This window comes from Eisenbergiella sp. OF01-20 (assembly GCF_003478085.1).
Lineage (GTDB): Bacteria > Bacillota > Clostridia > Lachnospirales > Lachnospiraceae > Eisenbergiella.
The window spans coordinates 1-16165 of sequence record NZ_QUES01000008.1; the positions used below are offsets into that span (position 1 = coordinate 1).

Sequence of the window (16165 nt, forward strand, 5' to 3'; positions counted from 1 at the left end):
AACCGGGGGGGATTGTGATAATCTGAAGTTTATACAGAAAGCAAGGATGAAGAAAGTACATCCGGGAAAGCTTTACAGAGAGGTTCCCCGGGCGGACAGCAGGCTGCTGCCGCCGCAGGCTGAGAGGGAGCGGGCGGATACGGATGGAAAATGGCTTCGGAGCAGCGCACCGAACCGCCGGGATACCGGGGGCAAGGCTGCGACAGGCGCCGCCTGTTACAGCGGCAGGGTATTGAAGGGGCAGGATACTGTTTCGGATGTACCTGCAAAGGCTCTGTTCGTGAGAACCGGGTAAAAAGAAGTGGTACCACGGGCGTAAGGCTCGTCTTCTTATTTTTAACAAAAGCTTAAAAATAAGAAGGCGGGCTTTTGTTAACGGGATTAATCAGGGAAAAGCAGGAAAGGAGCATTTTGACAAATGAGCAAAGGAAAGTATTATATTACAACCGCCATTGCCTATACCTCCGGCAAGCCCCATATCGGGAATACCTATGAGGCGGTTCTGGCGGACAGCATCGCCCGGTTTAAAAGAAAAGACGGCTATGAGGTTTTCTTTCAGACCGGAACGGACGAGCATGGACAGAAAATTGAATTAAAAGCCCAGGATGCCGGCGTAACCCCCCAGGAATATGTGGACAGGGTAGCCGGTGAAGTAAAGGGGCTGTGGGATCTGATGGGTACCTCGTATGATAAGTTTATCCGTACCACGGATGGGGATCATGTGAAACAGGTACAGAAGATTTTCAAGCGCCTGTATGACCAGGGAGATATATATAAGGGACATTATGAGGGCCTTTATTGTACGCCCTGTGAATCCTTCTGGACGGAGTCCCAGCTGGTGGACGGGAAATGCCCCGACTGCGGACGGGAAGTAAAGCCTGCCCAGGAAGAAGCCTATTTCTTTAAGATGAGCAAGTATGCGGACAGGCTCATTGCGCATATCAATGAGCATCCGGAGTTTATCCAGCCCGTATCCCGCAAAAATGAAATGATGAACAATTTCCTTCTTCCGGGGCTTCAGGATCTGTGTGTGTCCAGGACCTCCTTTACATGGGGAATCCCGGTGGATTTCGATGAAAGGCATGTGGTATATGTATGGCTGGATGCGCTGACCAACTATATCACCGGGATCGGCTACGATGCGGACGGAAAGCACAGCGGCCAGTACAGGAAACTCTGGCCCGCGGATCTGCACCTGATCGGAAAGGATATTATCCGGTTCCATACCATTTACTGGCCTATTTTCCTGATGGCGCTGGGCGAGCCGCTGCCGAAGCAGGTATTCGGCCATCCCTGGCTTCTGCAGGGGGACGGCAAAATGAGCAAATCCAAAGGGAATGTGATGTATGCCGACGATCTGGTTGCTTTCTTCGGTGTGGATGCAGTGCGCTATTTCGTACTGCATGAAATGCCTTTTGAAAATGACGGCGTAATCAGCTGGGAACTGATTGTGGAACGCATTAATTCCGACCTTGCCAATACCCTGGGAAATCTGGTAAACCGTACGATTTCCATGAGCAATAAGTATTTTGACGGCATTGTGGAGGACAAGGGAGCGGCGGAGGATGTAGACGCGGATCTCAAGGCTGTCGTAACCGGGACCTATACAAAGGTATGTGCGAAAATGGAAGATCTGCGTGTGGCGGATGCCATGACAGAGATTTTCTCCCTGTTCAAGCGCTGCAACAAATATATTGATGAAACACAACCCTGGGTGCTGGCAAAGGATGAGGCAAAGAAGGATCGCCTGTCCACGGTTCTGTATAATCTGGTGGAGGGCATTACAATCGGCGCTTCCCTTCTGGAACCCTTTATGCCTGAAACCTCAGCCAAAATAGCCGCACAGCTGCAGACGACGCTTCCCGCTTTTGAAGAATGCACTTCATTCGGTCATTTTCCCGGAGGCAATAAGGTGACCGACAAGCCGGAAATCCTGTTTGCGAGGCTGGATGCCAAAGAAGTGGTGGAGAAAGCCGAAACTATGTTTGCGTCCCGGAAGGCGGCGGAAGAAGGAACCGGGGATGAAGCAGGGGAAGCAGCGCCCGGGGTTATTGATATCCCGCAGAAGCCGGAAATCACCTATGATGATTTTGCGCAGCTGCAGTTCCAGGTAGGAGAAATCATTGCCTGCGAGGAGGTTAAAAAATCCAAGAAGCTGCTCTGCTCCCAGGTGCGTGTGGGAAGCCAGGTAAAACAAATCGTATCCGGCATCAAAGCCCATTACAGCGCGGAAGAGATGGTGGGTAAGAAGGTGATGGTACTTGTGAACTTAAAACCTGCGAAGCTGGCCGGTATTGTATCGGAAGGCATGCTTCTGTGTGCGGAGGATGCCGAAGGGAACCTTGCCCTAGTGATTCCCGAAAAGGAAATGCCGGCGGGCGCGGAGATTTGCTGATACCCGGATGCCGGCGGGGCGGGCGTCTGCCCGCCTCATGAGAGGACAGACGGGAAAGGAGGGGATGCCAATGAAGAAAAAGGATTTTTATTATGATTCCGGTGACGGCGTTACCAAAATCCATGGGGCGGTATGGATACCGGACGGAAAGCCGGTGTGTATCCTGCAGATTGTCCATGGGATGGCGGAATATATCAACCGCTACGATCGTCTTGCGGTTTATCTGGCACAGAAAGGGATTCTGGTCACCGGCAACGATCATCTGGGGCATGGCAAAAGCATATACGAGAGCGCCCAGGAAGCCGGAAAAGGCGGGGAAAGCAGCCATCCATACGGTTATTTCTGCCGGCAGGATCCGGCGGCCACAGCCGTGGAGGATGTGCACAGCCTGAGAAAGAAAACGCAGGAGGAAAATCCCGGAATCCCTTATCTGATCATGGGACACAGCATGGGATCCTTTATCCTGCGTAATTACCTTTGTTCGTATGGGGCCGGGCTTGACGGCGCCATTATCATGGGAACCGGGATGCAGCCTAAAGGACTGCTGGGTTTTTCCAAAAAGCTGGTGAAGTTTCTTACGGTATTCCAGGGAGAAAAGCATAAGAGTGCACTGGTAAATGCCCTGGCCTTCGGCAGCTATAATAAAAGAATCCCCCATCCCGTATCTTCCATGGACTGGTTATCCAGAGATCCGGCGGAGGTTGCCAAATACAATGAGGATCCCCTTTGCGGCTTCACCTTTACCCTGGGCGGCTTTGCCGCCCTGTTTGAACTGATAGACAGGCTGCATGACAAAAGCAGGCTGGAAAACATGCCGAAGGAGCTGCCCGTCCTGTTCATGGCGGGAACCGAAGATCCGGTAGGGGATTACGGGAAGGCTGTGGAAAGTGTATACCGGTCCTTCCGGGAGCTGGGGATGAAACAGGTGTCCCTGAAGCTGTATGAAAATGACAGGCACGAGCTTGTGAATGAAAGCGACCGGGAACTTGTCTGGAAGGATATCTGGGAATGGGTGGTCAAAACCGCAGCAAAAAAGGAAGCAGACGATATTGAAAAATAAGAGTATATCTAAAAAATCAGCAGTAAAAATAACGGCGGCTTTCCTGGCGGCAGTCTGTCTGGCGGCGCTGCCGGACCCCGTGTCTTATGCCGCGCCGGCGCTGGTGCATGAGAGGGAGGCCGGCGGTCCGCAGATGCTCTCCCTCAGTGACGGATCCGGCTTTACCCTTACGCAGGAACAGAAGCAGCTTCTGGAAAAAATGAAAGAAAAGCTGGATGCGGGGGAATTGGAAACAGAGGAGCAGATCCGGGAGGCTATCGGCCAGTGTGAGGAGGAACTGGAGATCACACTGACGGAGGAACAGAAGGAACAGATCACGGCACTGATCGGCAAGATGAATGATTTGGGGCTGGATTCCGATGAAATCCTTTCCAAAGCCCAGGAACTGTATGAAGAATACGGAGAACAGATTAAAAAAAGTGCGGATGCCGCCATACAGGAAAATGTGGTGGAGCCTGTGAAGGAAGCCGTAGTGGAAGGGACTAAATCCGCTATCCGTGATTTCTTCCGGGATATGGGAAACAGCATACGTAATTTTTTCACGCGCCTGTTTTCCTGATGCCGGGAACACCGCTCTGCCGTTAGGACGAAGGCCGTTTAGCACCTGCGAAGTTTGCGTATAAAAGTATAAAATAAGACCTTCTGCGTACACTAGATAAAAATATTATATTTATTTAGGGGAAAGGAAGGCCTTTTTTATGCGCATTGCATTTTTCAGTACAAAACCCTACGATCGTATCTGGTTTGAACCAATGGCAAAGGATTATGGGTATGAAATCCATTTTATTGAGCTGCCCTTCAGCGAGGAAACCATGTTCCTTGCCAACGGCTACGATGCGGTTTGTATCTTTGTCAATGACCAGGTAAACGGCAGGATGATAGATTATCTTAGCGAAAACAAAGTGAAGGCGCTGCTTCTGCGCAGCGCAGGCTACAATCACGTGGATGTAAAGGCGGCAAAAGGAAAAATTGCGGTCCTGCGTGTGCCCAGCTACTCACCTGAGGCGGTGGCGGAATTTGCAATGGCCATGCTGCTTACGGTAAACCGGTTTACCCATAAGGCTTATGGGAGAACCCGTGATTTTAATATGAATATTAACGGTCTTATGGGAACTGATCTCTATCATAAGGTTGCAGGTGTGATAGGAACCGGGAAAATCGGCCAGGCTATGATACGTATTTTCCATGGGTTCCGCATGAACGTACTCGCTTATGACCCTTACCCGAACCACAATCTGGATGTGCAGTATGTAGGACTTTCGGAGCTGCTGGCCAAAGCGGATTTTATTTCCCTGCACTGTCCCCTTACTCCGGAAACCCATCATATTATCAATGAAAAGACAATCGCCGAAATGAAGGAGGGCGTATATCTCGTTAATACCTCCCGGGGCGGACTGATAGACACCCAGGCGCTGATCGAAGGGCTTCTTTCCAAAAAATTCGGCGGGGTGGGCCTGGATGTTTATGAGGAAGAGGAAGGCCTGTTTTATGAGGATTGTTCCGATGAAATCATTCAGGATGAAAACCTGGCAAGGCTGACGACCTTCCCCAATGTGCTCATCACCTCCCATATGGGATTTTTTACCGTGGAAGCTATGCAGGCCATAGCCCATGAAACGCTGGAGAACGCATATGCCCTGGAAAACGGGATGCCTCTGCAGAATAAGGTGGAATGAACCGGACGCACAAAGATGGTTACTCTTTACTCCGTGACCAGTAACCGAAGATGCACAGATTATTAATAATTATTTTATTTGCACTGAAACCCATCCCGTAGTATGATATTTACTATAAGTGTTGACGGGCAGATAAGCATGCCCGTATTATAGAACAGGTACAGGGAGAAATACAAATGGGTAGATTTTTTAACTTGGACAGCCCTCTTATGACTTTTTTGTCTAAGATGGCGGACTTAATGATTCTGAATCTTTTAACGTTGATCTGCTGTATCCCGATTATTACGGCAGGGGATGCGATGACCGCTCTTTATTACATGACTGTCAAGATGGTCAAGAATGAAGAGTGCTACATAGTGAAGGGATATTTCAAATCCTTCAAGGAAAATTTCAAGCAGGCTACCATCATCTGGCTGATAGCCTTGTTTGTGGGAATTATCCTGGTGGGTGACTTCATGATCCTCAGAAATTCCACCCTGTCCTTCGGCAAAGTAATCATGGTGTTGATCACGGTGGTTGCTGTTGTGTATATTTTTACTATGATTTATATTTTCCCCGTACTGTCCAGATTTGAAAACACGGTGAAGAATACTATCAGAAACGCTTTTTTGATGAGCGTGCTGAACCTGCCCAAAACCATTCTGCTGGTAATCATCAATCTGATTCCCACAGTTGTTTTGCTGGTGACTCTTCAGGCAATGCCTATTGTTATCCTGTTTGGCTTTTCGGTTCCGGCATATGTGGCCAGCATGCTTTTTGTAAAGATATTCAAGCGTTTTGAGCCGGAAGAAGAGGAAGAAAAGTCGGACGAGCTGGAGACGCTTTCCTTTATCCGTGAGGAACAGGAAGAGAAGCAGAGAGCTCTTGAAGAAGGGAACGCAGCACAGGAAACAGGGCCAGAGGAAGTGGAAAATATATCCGAGGTACAGGATGCCGAGACGGAGGAAACGGCACAGGAAGGAAATAAGGACAAGGAATAATAGCTGTTACGGGAAATGGCGGGGGAATATGTAAAATATTCCCCCGCCGGCTTAGGCGCCGCGGTATACCCGAAAGACGGAAGAAGCTTCGAAGAACGGTATAAAGCCGCGGACTGTGCACTCTATACCGTTAAGCGCAGAGGGAAAAACCAGGTGGCTTTTTACGGAAACGAAACATACGTAAAAGTGGAATAAAGGCTTTGCGAAAAGGATCAGGAAGGGTCGAAAACCGCGCAGGATAGCGGAATATGGTCAAAGTGTATAATATTAGAATGCCGAATTCAGCAAGTTGACAGGCCCTAAAAATTCATTCTCCTTTTCTTAGCAAATTTTACAATGTCACGATAAATATTTGTGGAATTGTGGTATAGCCAAAAGGAGGGAGTTACGTTATACTTAGTTCAGGCTCAGTTGTGGGGACACGGCTGGAAACATGTAAATAAAAACATAGGGAGGCTAATTAAATGGCAAGTTTATCTTTAAAGAACATCTGCAAAGTATATCCCAACGGATTTGAAGCAGTAAAAGACTTCAACCTGGAAATCGCTGATAAAGAATTCATCATCTTCGTAGGACCGTCCGGATGTGGTAAATCTACTACACTTCGTATGATCGCTGGTCTGGAAGACATTTCCTCCGGTGAATTAAAAATCGGTGACAGAGTAGTTAACGATGTAGAGCCTAAGGACAGGGATATTGCGATGGTATTCCAGAACTACGCTCTGTATCCTCATATGTCCGTATATGATAACATGGCTTTCGGACTTAAGTTAAGAAAAGTTCCGAAGGATGAAATTGATAAGATGGTTAAAGAGGCAGCTAAGATCCTTGACCTTACTCCTCTCCTTGATCGTAAGCCGAAGGCTCTGTCCGGTGGTCAGAGACAGCGTGTTGCTATGGGACGTGCAATCGTACGTAATCCTAAGGTATTCCTGATGGACGAACCTCTTTCCAACCTGGATGCCAAGCTGCGTGTTCAGATGCGTATTGAGATCGCTAAGCTGCACCAGAGATTAGGTACCACCATCATCTACGTAACACATGACCAGACAGAAGCTATGACACTGGGTACCAGAATCGTAGTTATGAAGGATGGTGTTATCCAGCAGGTTGATACTCCTCAGAATCTGTATGACAAGCCGCAGAACCTGTTCGTAGCCGGGTTCATGGGATCTCCTCAGATGAACTTCCTGGATGCTGTTGTTGAAGTAAGCGGCGACAATGCTTCCCTGAAGGTAGCCGGAAAATCCATTCCTCTGCCTCCTGCAAAATCAAAGAAGGTTATCGAAGGCGGTTATGCCGGAAAGACTGTTACATTTGGTATCCGTCCTGAAGACGTATATGATTCCCAGATGTTTATTGAAACAGCTAAATGTACCTTTGAATCTACTATCAAAGTTTATGAATTGCTTGGTGCAGAAGTTTATCTGTACTTTGACCTTGCAGATTACCCGATTACCGCAAGAGTGGATTCCCGTACAACTGCAAGACCTGGCGATACTGTTAAATTTGCATTCGACGTTGAAAAGATTCATATTTTCGACAAAGAAACAGAGCAGGTTATCACCAACTAATTTAAGAAACAGGGGGAGGATGCATTGCATCTTCCCTTTTTTCTTGCATATTTGGAGATTTTGCTATATAGTTAATTGTAACAAGGAAAGGACGTGAAGAGAGATGATTTCCAATCAAGTAATACAAAACAGCATTGATGAATTACGTGCAATTACAAAGGTTGACCTTGGGGTATTTGACGTGGAAGGCCTGAAAGTTGCGACAACGGTAGACGAGATTGATATTTCCAGGGATATAATTGAAAATTTCGCTTCTTCACCGGCAGACAGTCAGGTAGTGGGAGGACGCCACCTTCTTAAAATTCTTGACGATGGGGAACCGGCATATATACTTGTAGCCCAGGGACCCAGTGATGATGTCTACATGGTAGGCAAGATAGCGGTAAGCTCTATTCAGAATCTAATCGTGGCATATAAAGAGCGCTTTGACCGCAACAACTTTTTCCAGAATTTACTTTTGGACAACCTGCTTCTCGTGGATATATACAACCGCGCGCAGAAGCTTCATATTGAAGTGGAGTGTCCCAGAATAATCTATCTGATCGAAACTAAGATTGAAAAAGACAACAGCGCCATGGAAATGCTCAAGAGCCTTTTCTCCAGCCAGAACGGTGATTATATCACTGCGGTGGATGAGAAAAATATCATTCTGATCAAAGCGCTGGAAAGAGAAGACGATCTGGAAACGATTGAGAAAACAGCAGATATGATCGTTGACATGATGAACAGTGAAGCTATGATGAATGTCCGTGTAGCCTATGGCACGGTGGTCAGCGAATTAAGAGAAGTATCCAAATCCTACAAGGAAGCTACCATGGCTATGGATGTGGGAAAGATTTTCTATGCGGAGAAATGTGTGATCTCTTATGCGAAGCTGGGTATCGGCCGTCTGATTTATCAGCTGCCTGTTAACCTGTGCAAGATTTTCATTGAAGAGATCTTCGGAGATAATGTACCGTATGATATGGATGAAGAGACCCTGACTACAATCAATAAATTCTTTGAGAATAACCTGAATGTATCGGAGACCTCCAGACAGCTGTTTATTCACAGAAATACGCTGGTTTACCGGATTGAAAAGCTGCAGAAGAGCACCGGCCTGGATATCCGTGTATTTGACGATGCACTTACGTTCAAGATTGCGCTGATGGTAGTTAATTATATGAAATATCTGGAAAGTATTGATTATTGATATGCGGGACATCTGCAGAGAAAAGGAATAGTGTTTAAAGGAACCGGAAAAACAGTACGAGTTGTTTTTCCGGTTTTTTGTTGGGTTCTCCAGTATAAATATCATTCATATTTATAAAACCTTCTGAATAAAATAGAGACTATAAAGGAGGTTATATCAGTTAAAGACAGTTATAAAAATTCATGAAACTAACTTGGATATTTTATGAATTTGGTACAAGAACATTGAAGGCGGTTACAAAATGTCGGTACTATATAAAAAGAGACTATTACGGCGAGGACAAGTTGATTGATGATAAGGACAGTGAAGGTACGGCTCAAAAAGTAAAAAGCCAAACAAAAAGTTGCGCCGGTTACAGCGTAAAGTATCTAAAAATATAAAAAAAATAAGGAAAGGGGTAAGTTTGTCAAAACTAGTAATATGATAAAGCTCGAAAAGAGAACAAGGCTAATTCAACCGAAACATATCACATTTGAAAGTTTTATAAAGTTTTGACAACGGGACAAAGTGTTGTATTATAACAGGCAGATTATATACTTAGACCATATGGAAGCCGGAAATAAAATAAAAAATGCAGGATTTCTCAGACGGGAAGAAACGGAAGATACCATAACCTGGAATATGCAGATAAAGGGCCTGTATGAGACAGACACGGGATTCTTTGATTTGCGGGACGAAACAGGAGCCATCATCGACAAAATCCTTCTGAAAAGGGGGACAGGTTCCTATACCAGAGAATTTACGGCGGGCGGAACCAGCCGGGGCGGTAGGAAATATGATGAAATATGCGGCATCTGCATCCGTCTGTTCGGAGGCAGAGAAGTAGTGGGAAGATGGCAGGGAAGAGGGGAAATATTATGTGCCGCCAATTTTCCTTCTGTGGAAAAATTGCCGATACAGCAGGAGAAGGACTTGTTCCGGCTGGAAAAACAGTTTCCTATGGAAAAGAAAGAGGAAGCGGAAGAACCTGCTGAGAAACAGCAGATGTATAGGGAAAAGGAAAGTCCCTTCCGGGAGAAAACAGAACCTGTACGGGAAGAGGCCGCCTGGCAGAAAGAACCGGTGACAGAACCTCCGTGTTCCAGGGAAACACCGGCCAGGCCCCAGACCCCGGTGTGCGAAGAGGTTCCCCTATCAGCCGAAAAGCTGTGCAGGAGATGTCTGCACAGAAAATACGAACCGCTGCAGAGGGAAGAAAAACAGGAAGCCATACAAAAAACAGACTCAGCTAAAACAAGGGAACCTGCGCCCAAAGCTGAGGAAAACGATCCTATGAAGGAAGAGTTCTTTGACGACAAATGGGAACAGCTGTGCCATATCTATACCACAATCCATCCCTTTGGGGATGAAAGGGAATACCTGTCCATAACGCCCAAAGACTTTGTGGTGCTGGCGTCCGAATATCAGAAAATGGTACATAACAGCTTCCTCCTCCATGGCTATTACAATTACCGCCATATTATCCTGGGGAAATTTACGACCGCGGATCAGGAAAAATATTATCTCGGAGTACCGGGCGTATACTATGACAGGGAAAAAATGGCCGCAGAAATGTTTGGCTTTGAAGCTTTTGAAGGAAAGCTGACGCCCGCCGAGCCGGGAAGCTTCGGCTACTATATGAAAAGTGTCCGGATATGAATATGGCACCGCCGCGGACCTTCCAGCCGGAGGTCACGGCGGTGCCAAACCTGCATACGGGAAAAACCGGTAACCCGTATCAATCCACTCCGCGCAGGGAAACATTGGAAATATACGGTTTAAGGAGTACTGCGAATTCTTCCAGTTCCTCCTTCGTATACGAAGAAAACTCCTTACAGATCACGCCGTCGCTTTCCGCATAAGACTGCAGAAAATAAGCCCTGCAGCCCTGCAGCCATTTCCCCACAGATAAAAAATCCTGTGCGCAATGCAGCTCCCGGACCACCGTCGTGCGGAACTCATAAGCCGCGCCGCAGGAACGGATAAAATCCACCGATTCCCGGATACGTCCCATATCAAGCGTTTCCACACCTGCCGTCCTTGCATAATTTTCCGGGGAATTCTTAATATCCATCGCAAAATAATCCACAAGCCCCCTGTCAAAAAGAGATTGCAGAACCTCAGGCCGGTACCCGTTCGAATCCAGCTTTACCAAATACCCCAAATCCTTAACCCGCGAAAGAAACACATCCAGATCCTTCTGCAGCGTCGGCTCTCCGCCCGTCACACACACCCCCGTCAAAATTCCCACCCGCTTATGAAGTACCTCAAAAACCTCCTCCTCACCGATAAGAGGCAGATCCCCCCCATGAAGCACCAAATCCCCATTCTGACAAAAAGGACACCGGAAATTACATCCTCCCGCAAACACCGTACAAGCCACATGCTCCGGAAAATCCAACAAAGTAGTCCTGTTAAATCCACAAATTTGCATTTTATCCTCTTTCTTGGTACACTTTTATCTAACAACGAGCCGGGCGGCGCCCTGATACTTTATTACCTCCCCATTATACCCCACCCCCCGCCTCTCCACAACCCTGCCCCCTTGTCCTCCCCAATAACCCTACCCAAGAAAGGACCAACGCCCTATGACCCCACAAGAAAAATACATGAAAGCCGCCCTCACCCAGGCCCAAAAAGCATATGCCCTCGGGGAAGTCCCCATCGGCTGTATCATAGTCCACCAGGATAAAATCATCGGCAGAGGTTATAACCGCCGCAACACTGACAAAAACACCCTGGCCCACGCCGAAATTACCGCTATCAACAAAGCCAGCAAAAAAATCGGCGACTGGCGCCTGGAGGACTGCACCCTCTACGTAACCCTGGAACCCTGTCAGATGTGCTCCGGTGCCATCGTCCAGGCCCGCATCCCCGAGGTTGTCATTGGCTGCATGAACCCCAAGGCCGGCTGCGCCGGATCCATACTCAACATCCTGGAAAACCCCTCCTTCAACCACCAGGTAAAAGTAACCAGAGGAATCCTGGAACAACAATGCAGCGACATGCTTACCCGGTTCTTCAAAGAACTGCGCGTACGTGTGAAAGAAGAAAGAAAGGCACGTAAAACCAAACAATAAATTATCCGCCCAGCAAAGCCGCCCCTGGTGAATTTACGGATAATCAGAAACCGCCGTTCCCCGGATTGCATCCTTTGCGATCCGGGGAACGGCGGTTTGGTTTACAGGGTATTGGCCCTGTGTTCAATATTCCTTTTAAAATTCACAATGGGATGGTCGTATTCCTGATCCATAAGAGTGCTGGTTATTAGGAAGTCCGCCGTGGCCCTGTTATTGGCAATGGGGATATCATAAACCTGGGCAATCCGGAGAAGGGCTTTCACATCCGGGTCGTGGGGCTGTGCAGTTAAGGGATCAGAGAAGAAAATCACAAAGTCAATGCGGCCTTCTACGATTCTGGCACCGATCTGCTGGTCACCTCCAAGGGGGCCGCTGTTATAGCCTTTTACGGGGAGGCCGGTTTTATCGGTAATCATCCTTGCCGTTGTTCCTGTGCCGCACAGAAAATGGTTTTTAAGGATATCCTTATGCTCTTCACACCAGCTGATAAGCTCAGGCTTTTTGCTGTCGTGGGCAATAAGGGCAATGTTTTTCTGCTTTCCGATTGTGAGAGTGAGAAACTCTTCGTTCATCATAAACGTTTCCTCCTTTATGGACCTACCTGTCCATATACGTTTGTATGTTTATCTTTCTGCCTACGTCTTTCACTATACAGGAAACGCCCTAAAAATGCAAGAGAGGGTATCGACAAAAAAAGTCCGGTATGGATTTATGCACTCTTGAATCACTTTCTCACGTACTGTGCAGTAAATGCACAGTACTGAGTGAACAGTAACTACTTCGTAACAGCTCAGACGGCCTTTTACGCCCTGCGGCTTCCCCCCTACAACGGTATCGTGATTTTTACCTTTGTCCCTTTCCCCAGAAAACTCCGGATGGAAACACCATAATCCCTTCCATAAGCCAGCTGTATCCTCTCATTTACATTATAAATACCATATCCGGCTTCCGGCTGCCCGGTAACCAGCCTCTCCATTTTCTCTTCCTCAATTCCGGCTCCGTCATCCTCCACTTCATAACATATCCTGTTTTCTTCACAAAAAACACGGATTATGATATGGAGCGGCTCCTCCCGCTCACATACGGCATGGTTGATTGCATTTTCAATAAACGGCTGGAGGACCAGCTTCAACGTCCTGCATGGGAAAAGGGTCTCATCCACCTCGTAGCTTTCCCGGAAATGATCCCGGAAACGCATATGCTGGATTGCCAGGTAGTGCCTGGTAATGTCCAGTTCATTTCCCACAGTTATATAGCGCATTCCCTTATTCAGCGAAGTTTTGTAAAAAGCTGAGAGATGATTGATAATACCGCTTATTTCCCCATCCCCTTTCCGTATGGCAAGGGAAGATATCACAGAAAGGGTGTTATAAAGAAAATGAGGGTTAATCTGGCTTTGAAGAGCATACAACTCGGCATCCCTTCGGGTAATCTCTTTTTTATACAGTTCATTGATCAACCGGTTCAGCTGATCCGTCATCCGGTTAAAAGCATGGGATAGCTGTCCGATTTCATCATTTCCCTTGATTTCTATTTTCCCGCTGAAATCCTCCCTTTCTATCAGAGCAACCTGCCCTGTCAGGTTCCGGATCCTCCCCGTCAGATATTTTGATATGAAAACAATCAATATCAGCGCCAGCAGAAAACTCAAGCCAGCCATCATAAGGATCCGGCTGGCGGACCGCCTTGTCTCCCGCAGGATATCATTTACCGGCACTATGGATACCGTTCTCCAGCCCTGATCCATCCGGTTAAACACCACCAGGGAACGTTTTCCCTGAATATCCATAACAAGCCGGCCCGCGGCATCCTCCATGGGGATCTCCACCCCCAGGACCTCCGAAAGCTTCCCGGATATCAGGTTTTTATCCCTTGTGGAAAGGATGTCCCCCTTTTCGTCTACCACATAGATGCTTTTTCCTTCCGATTCCTGCCGTATCATAGAATAAAGGTAATCTTCCTTCACAGAAATGGTAAGTACGCCGTAAGGGTAATTCAGGCTGCTGAAATTCATGATACGTGCCAGGGAAAATACCCGTTCCTTCCTGTCATTCAGTGTAATACCAGTATAAACCACATTACCATAACTCTGATCCAGCTTTCTCACCCACTCCGGAGAGGCCTTTGTATCAAATAAATATTTTACGAATACGCCGTCTGTAGGAATGGTATTATTGAAAACATATACCGTAATTCCATCAACGTTGCTGTTTGCTGCCATCAGTCCGAAAAAAAGGTCGTTAATATAGCTGTAGGCCTCCACAAAATCAATATCCTGATTATACTCCCGTGTCAGATAAGCCTTTAAAGTTGCATTTGTATAGAGCATTCCTGAAATTTGATGAAAGCTGTCCAACTGGCTGCTGATATTATTATTAATCTGCTGGTTCATGTGGTTCATATTATCATAAGCCTGCTCCAGAAGCTGGTTCTTAGCCGATGTAAAGGAATAAACCGATATAACCATAAGGGGAAGCAGGGAGCAGAGAATAAGCAATATCAGAAGCTTTCCCATCATGGGCAGATTATAAAACAATGCCTTCAGTCTGTTTATCAACTTTTTCTTCCTCCTGTCAGTCTGTCCCTGAACTGATTCGGTGTCATACCCATAAATTTCCGGAACACCGCACAGTAATGGGAGGGGTTTTCGTACCCCACTTTTCTGGAAATATCATTGACCCGCATATTTGTCTCCCGCAGAAGCTCTACCGAACGGTTAATCCGAGTCCTAGTCATATACTCCAATACCGTCTCCCCTGTATAATCCTTGAACAGTGTACGCAGATAATTGGGCGACATATAAACCTTTTCCGCCAGATACTCTGTTGTCAAAGGTACGTTAAATTCCTCCTCAATTAAATGCCGGACACGGTTAACCACCTCCAGCCTCCTGTCCCCAGAGAGTCCAACAAGAATGTCCGCTGTTTTCTCCAGAAACTGCTCCAGGATTTCCTTAATCAGGGAAAGGCCCTCGGCAGCCGAAAGCCTTCCATATAATCCTGCTTTTCCCTCCATCTGTTCCTCGGCAGCGGGATTCGCTGCCGTCACGGAGGAATAGATTTTCTCGGTCAGCTCAAAGGCATCCCTGCTGATATCGCCATCCCCTGCAGGGCACTTCAGAAAAAAAGTATCCAGCCATTCTTTTATCTTTTCCTTTTCTCCATTCTGGAGGAAGGAAAGCAGCATTTCATAATCCGCCGGTTCTCCTTCTGCCTGAATATAAGCGTCCTTCTCCGGCCTGCCGCAGACGATAATATGACCGGATCCATACAGCTTAACGTACCACCTGCGGTATCGGTCCATTTCTCCGCATAAAACGGGCAGATGTTCCAGGGACTGCCTGTTTTCATACAGGCATATGGTAGTCCACCTTGCCGCTTCCCCTTCTTGTTCCATAAATTGCGCCGCCGCATTTTTAGGATCCGACTCGGATAAAAAAAGATAGCTGCTGTCATTGATATGCAGAGGCAGGATTCTTTTATTGGTAAGCCTCCGGATTGCCATATGTATGGCGTTCAGGATATCTTTCCCATTGGATTCATATCCTGACAGAAACCGGTATTCATCAATGGAAAGCATTCCTGTATAAAACGTCCTGTTTTCCGGGCTGCAGTGAAGAATGGCATTACAGGAACGGCAGATATCTTCCCAAAGCGCTTCCTTCTCTCCCATACTGAAGCCAATGCAGTTTTTCAGATTTTCCGCAGTCACCAATGCGCGGGATGCCTTTTCCTGAAATGTGCGGGAACATTTCTCCCGGACCTTTTCCATGGTTTTTTTCAATTCTTCCAAATCCAGCGGCTTTAATATATACCCGCAGGCTTCTACTGACAGTGCCGATCTTACATATTCAAAATCATTGTAACCGCTTAAAAAGACAATCTGCATGTCCGGATATCGTTCATGTACCGTTCTGCTGAAAACAAGCCCATCCATCACCGGCATTTTAACATCCGTCAGCACCACATCCGGCAAATGCCTTCCATCCGTACCATCCCCCAGCTGAAGATCCAATTCCTCTAACAGCCGCAGGGCGGCCTTGCCGTTTTCTGCCGTTCCCGCAACCTGGAAACCCATATCCGTCCAGGGTATATAATTTTTTAAAGTATCCAATTCCAGCCACTCATCGTCAACCAATAAAATACGGTACATATCTGTTCCCCCTGAATTCTTCCCTGAATAAGACACTTTCACAAGTGCATCATATAACATAATTTACAGGAATTCAA

At 47.1% G+C, this 16165-nt stretch carries 14 protein-coding genes; 10 read left to right on the forward strand and 4 right to left on the reverse strand.

Features of this window, described 5'->3' with window-relative positions; all coding sequences use genetic code 11:
- From DXA36_RS11685 to DXA36_RS11735, 9 genes are all read left to right on the forward strand, one after another.
- Nucleotides 1–295 (forward strand): hypothetical protein (locus tag DXA36_RS11685; RefSeq protein WP_207666355.1); only part of this gene is annotated, 295 nt, incomplete at its 5' end.
- Between the two features lie 123 nt (nucleotides 296–418).
- Nucleotides 419–2395, forward strand: coding sequence for a methionine--tRNA ligase (gene metG, locus DXA36_RS11690; protein WP_118679344.1), 1977 nt, complete (start codon nucleotides 419–421; stop codon nucleotides 2393–2395).
- Between the two features lie 70 nt (nucleotides 2396–2465).
- Entirely contained in the window at nucleotides 2466–3455 is a 990-nt protein-coding gene (locus DXA36_RS11695) for an alpha/beta fold hydrolase (RefSeq protein WP_118679346.1), read from the forward strand.
- Entirely contained in the window at nucleotides 3445–4014 is a 570-nt protein-coding gene (locus DXA36_RS11700) for a DUF1002 domain-containing protein (RefSeq protein WP_182479027.1), read from the forward strand. The genes DXA36_RS11695 and DXA36_RS11700 overlap by 11 nt, the downstream gene beginning before the upstream one ends.
- A 139-nt stretch (nucleotides 4015–4153) precedes the next feature.
- Entirely contained in the window at nucleotides 4154–5131 is a 978-nt protein-coding gene (locus tag DXA36_RS11705) for a 2-hydroxyacid dehydrogenase (protein ID WP_118679350.1), read from the forward strand.
- A gap of 176 nt (nucleotides 5132–5307) precedes the next feature.
- Nucleotides 5308–6111, forward strand: a complete 804-nt coding sequence (locus tag DXA36_RS11710) for a YesL family protein (RefSeq protein ID WP_118679352.1) — start codon at nucleotides 5308–5310, stop codon at nucleotides 6109–6111.
- 464 nt (nucleotides 6112–6575) lie between these two features.
- A complete protein-coding gene (locus tag DXA36_RS11720; protein ID WP_118679356.1) occupies nucleotides 6576–7685 on the forward strand; it encodes an ABC transporter ATP-binding protein in 1110 nt (369 codons plus the stop codon).
- A gap of 103 nt (nucleotides 7686–7788) precedes the next feature.
- Nucleotides 7789–8877, forward strand: a complete 1089-nt coding sequence (locus tag DXA36_RS11725) for a PucR family transcriptional regulator (protein ID WP_118679358.1) — start codon at nucleotides 7789–7791, stop codon at nucleotides 8875–8877.
- A gap of 510 nt (nucleotides 8878–9387) precedes the next feature.
- Entirely contained in the window at nucleotides 9388–10515 is a 1128-nt protein-coding gene (locus DXA36_RS11735) for a DUF6128 domain-containing protein (protein ID WP_118679362.1), read from the forward strand.
- Nucleotides 10516–10594: 79 nt separating this feature from the next.
- Here DXA36_RS11735 and DXA36_RS11740 read toward each other — a convergent pair whose 3' ends face one another.
- Entirely contained in the window at nucleotides 10595–11290 is a 696-nt protein-coding gene (locus DXA36_RS11740; protein ID WP_118679364.1) for an anaerobic ribonucleoside-triphosphate reductase activating protein, read from the reverse strand.
- 154 nt (nucleotides 11291–11444) lie between these two features.
- Between DXA36_RS11740 and tadA the strand changes: the two genes are divergently transcribed.
- On the forward strand, nucleotides 11445–11936 hold the full coding sequence (tadA, locus tag DXA36_RS11745; RefSeq protein WP_118679366.1) for a tRNA adenosine(34) deaminase TadA: 492 nt from the start codon (nucleotides 11445–11447) through the stop codon (nucleotides 11934–11936).
- Nucleotides 11937–12037: 101 nt separating this feature from the next.
- Here tadA and DXA36_RS11750 read toward each other — a convergent pair whose 3' ends face one another.
- The 3 genes from DXA36_RS11750 to DXA36_RS11760 form a co-directional block, all read right to left on the reverse strand.
- Entirely contained in the window at nucleotides 12038–12511 is a 474-nt protein-coding gene (locus tag DXA36_RS11750; RefSeq protein ID WP_330425021.1) for a methylglyoxal synthase, read from the reverse strand.
- Nucleotides 12512–12759: 248 nt separating this feature from the next.
- Nucleotides 12760–14493, reverse strand: coding sequence for a cache domain-containing sensor histidine kinase (locus DXA36_RS11755; protein ID WP_118679368.1), 1734 nt, complete (start codon nucleotides 14491–14493; stop codon nucleotides 12760–12762).
- Nucleotides 14490–16088, reverse strand: coding sequence for a response regulator transcription factor (locus DXA36_RS11760; RefSeq protein WP_182479028.1), 1599 nt, complete (start codon nucleotides 16086–16088; stop codon nucleotides 14490–14492). Before DXA36_RS11760 ends, DXA36_RS11755 begins: the two co-directional genes overlap by 4 nt.
- Between the last annotated feature and the right edge of the window lie 77 nt (nucleotides 16089–16165).

Coding starts and splice junctions, on each gene's coding strand:
- DXA36_RS11720 (WP_118679356.1), top strand. CDS start 6,576: ATGGCAAGTTTATCTTTAAAGAACATCTGCAAAGTATATCCCAACGGA.
- DXA36_RS11695 (WP_118679346.1), top strand. CDS start 2,466: ATGAAGAAAAAGGATTTTTATTATGATTCCGGTGACGGCGTTACCAAA.
- DXA36_RS11750 (WP_330425021.1), bottom strand. CDS start 12,511: ATGATGAACGAAGAGTTTCTCACTCTCACAATCGGAAAGCAGAAAAAC.
- tadA (WP_118679366.1), top strand. CDS start 11,445: ATGACCCCACAAGAAAAATACATGAAAGCCGCCCTCACCCAGGCCCAA.
- DXA36_RS11740 (WP_118679364.1), bottom strand. CDS start 11,290: ATGCAAATTTGTGGATTTAACAGGACTACTTTGTTGGATTTTCCGGAG.
- DXA36_RS11760 (WP_182479028.1), bottom strand. CDS start 16,088: ATGTACCGTATTTTATTGGTTGACGATGAGTGGCTGGAATTGGATACT.
- DXA36_RS11705 (WP_118679350.1), top strand. CDS start 4,154: ATGCGCATTGCATTTTTCAGTACAAAACCCTACGATCGTATCTGGTTT.
- DXA36_RS11725 (WP_118679358.1), top strand. CDS start 7,789: ATGATTTCCAATCAAGTAATACAAAACAGCATTGATGAATTACGTGCA.
- DXA36_RS11710 (WP_118679352.1), top strand. CDS start 5,308: ATGGGTAGATTTTTTAACTTGGACAGCCCTCTTATGACTTTTTTGTCT.
- metG (WP_118679344.1), top strand. CDS start 419: ATGAGCAAAGGAAAGTATTATATTACAACCGCCATTGCCTATACCTCC.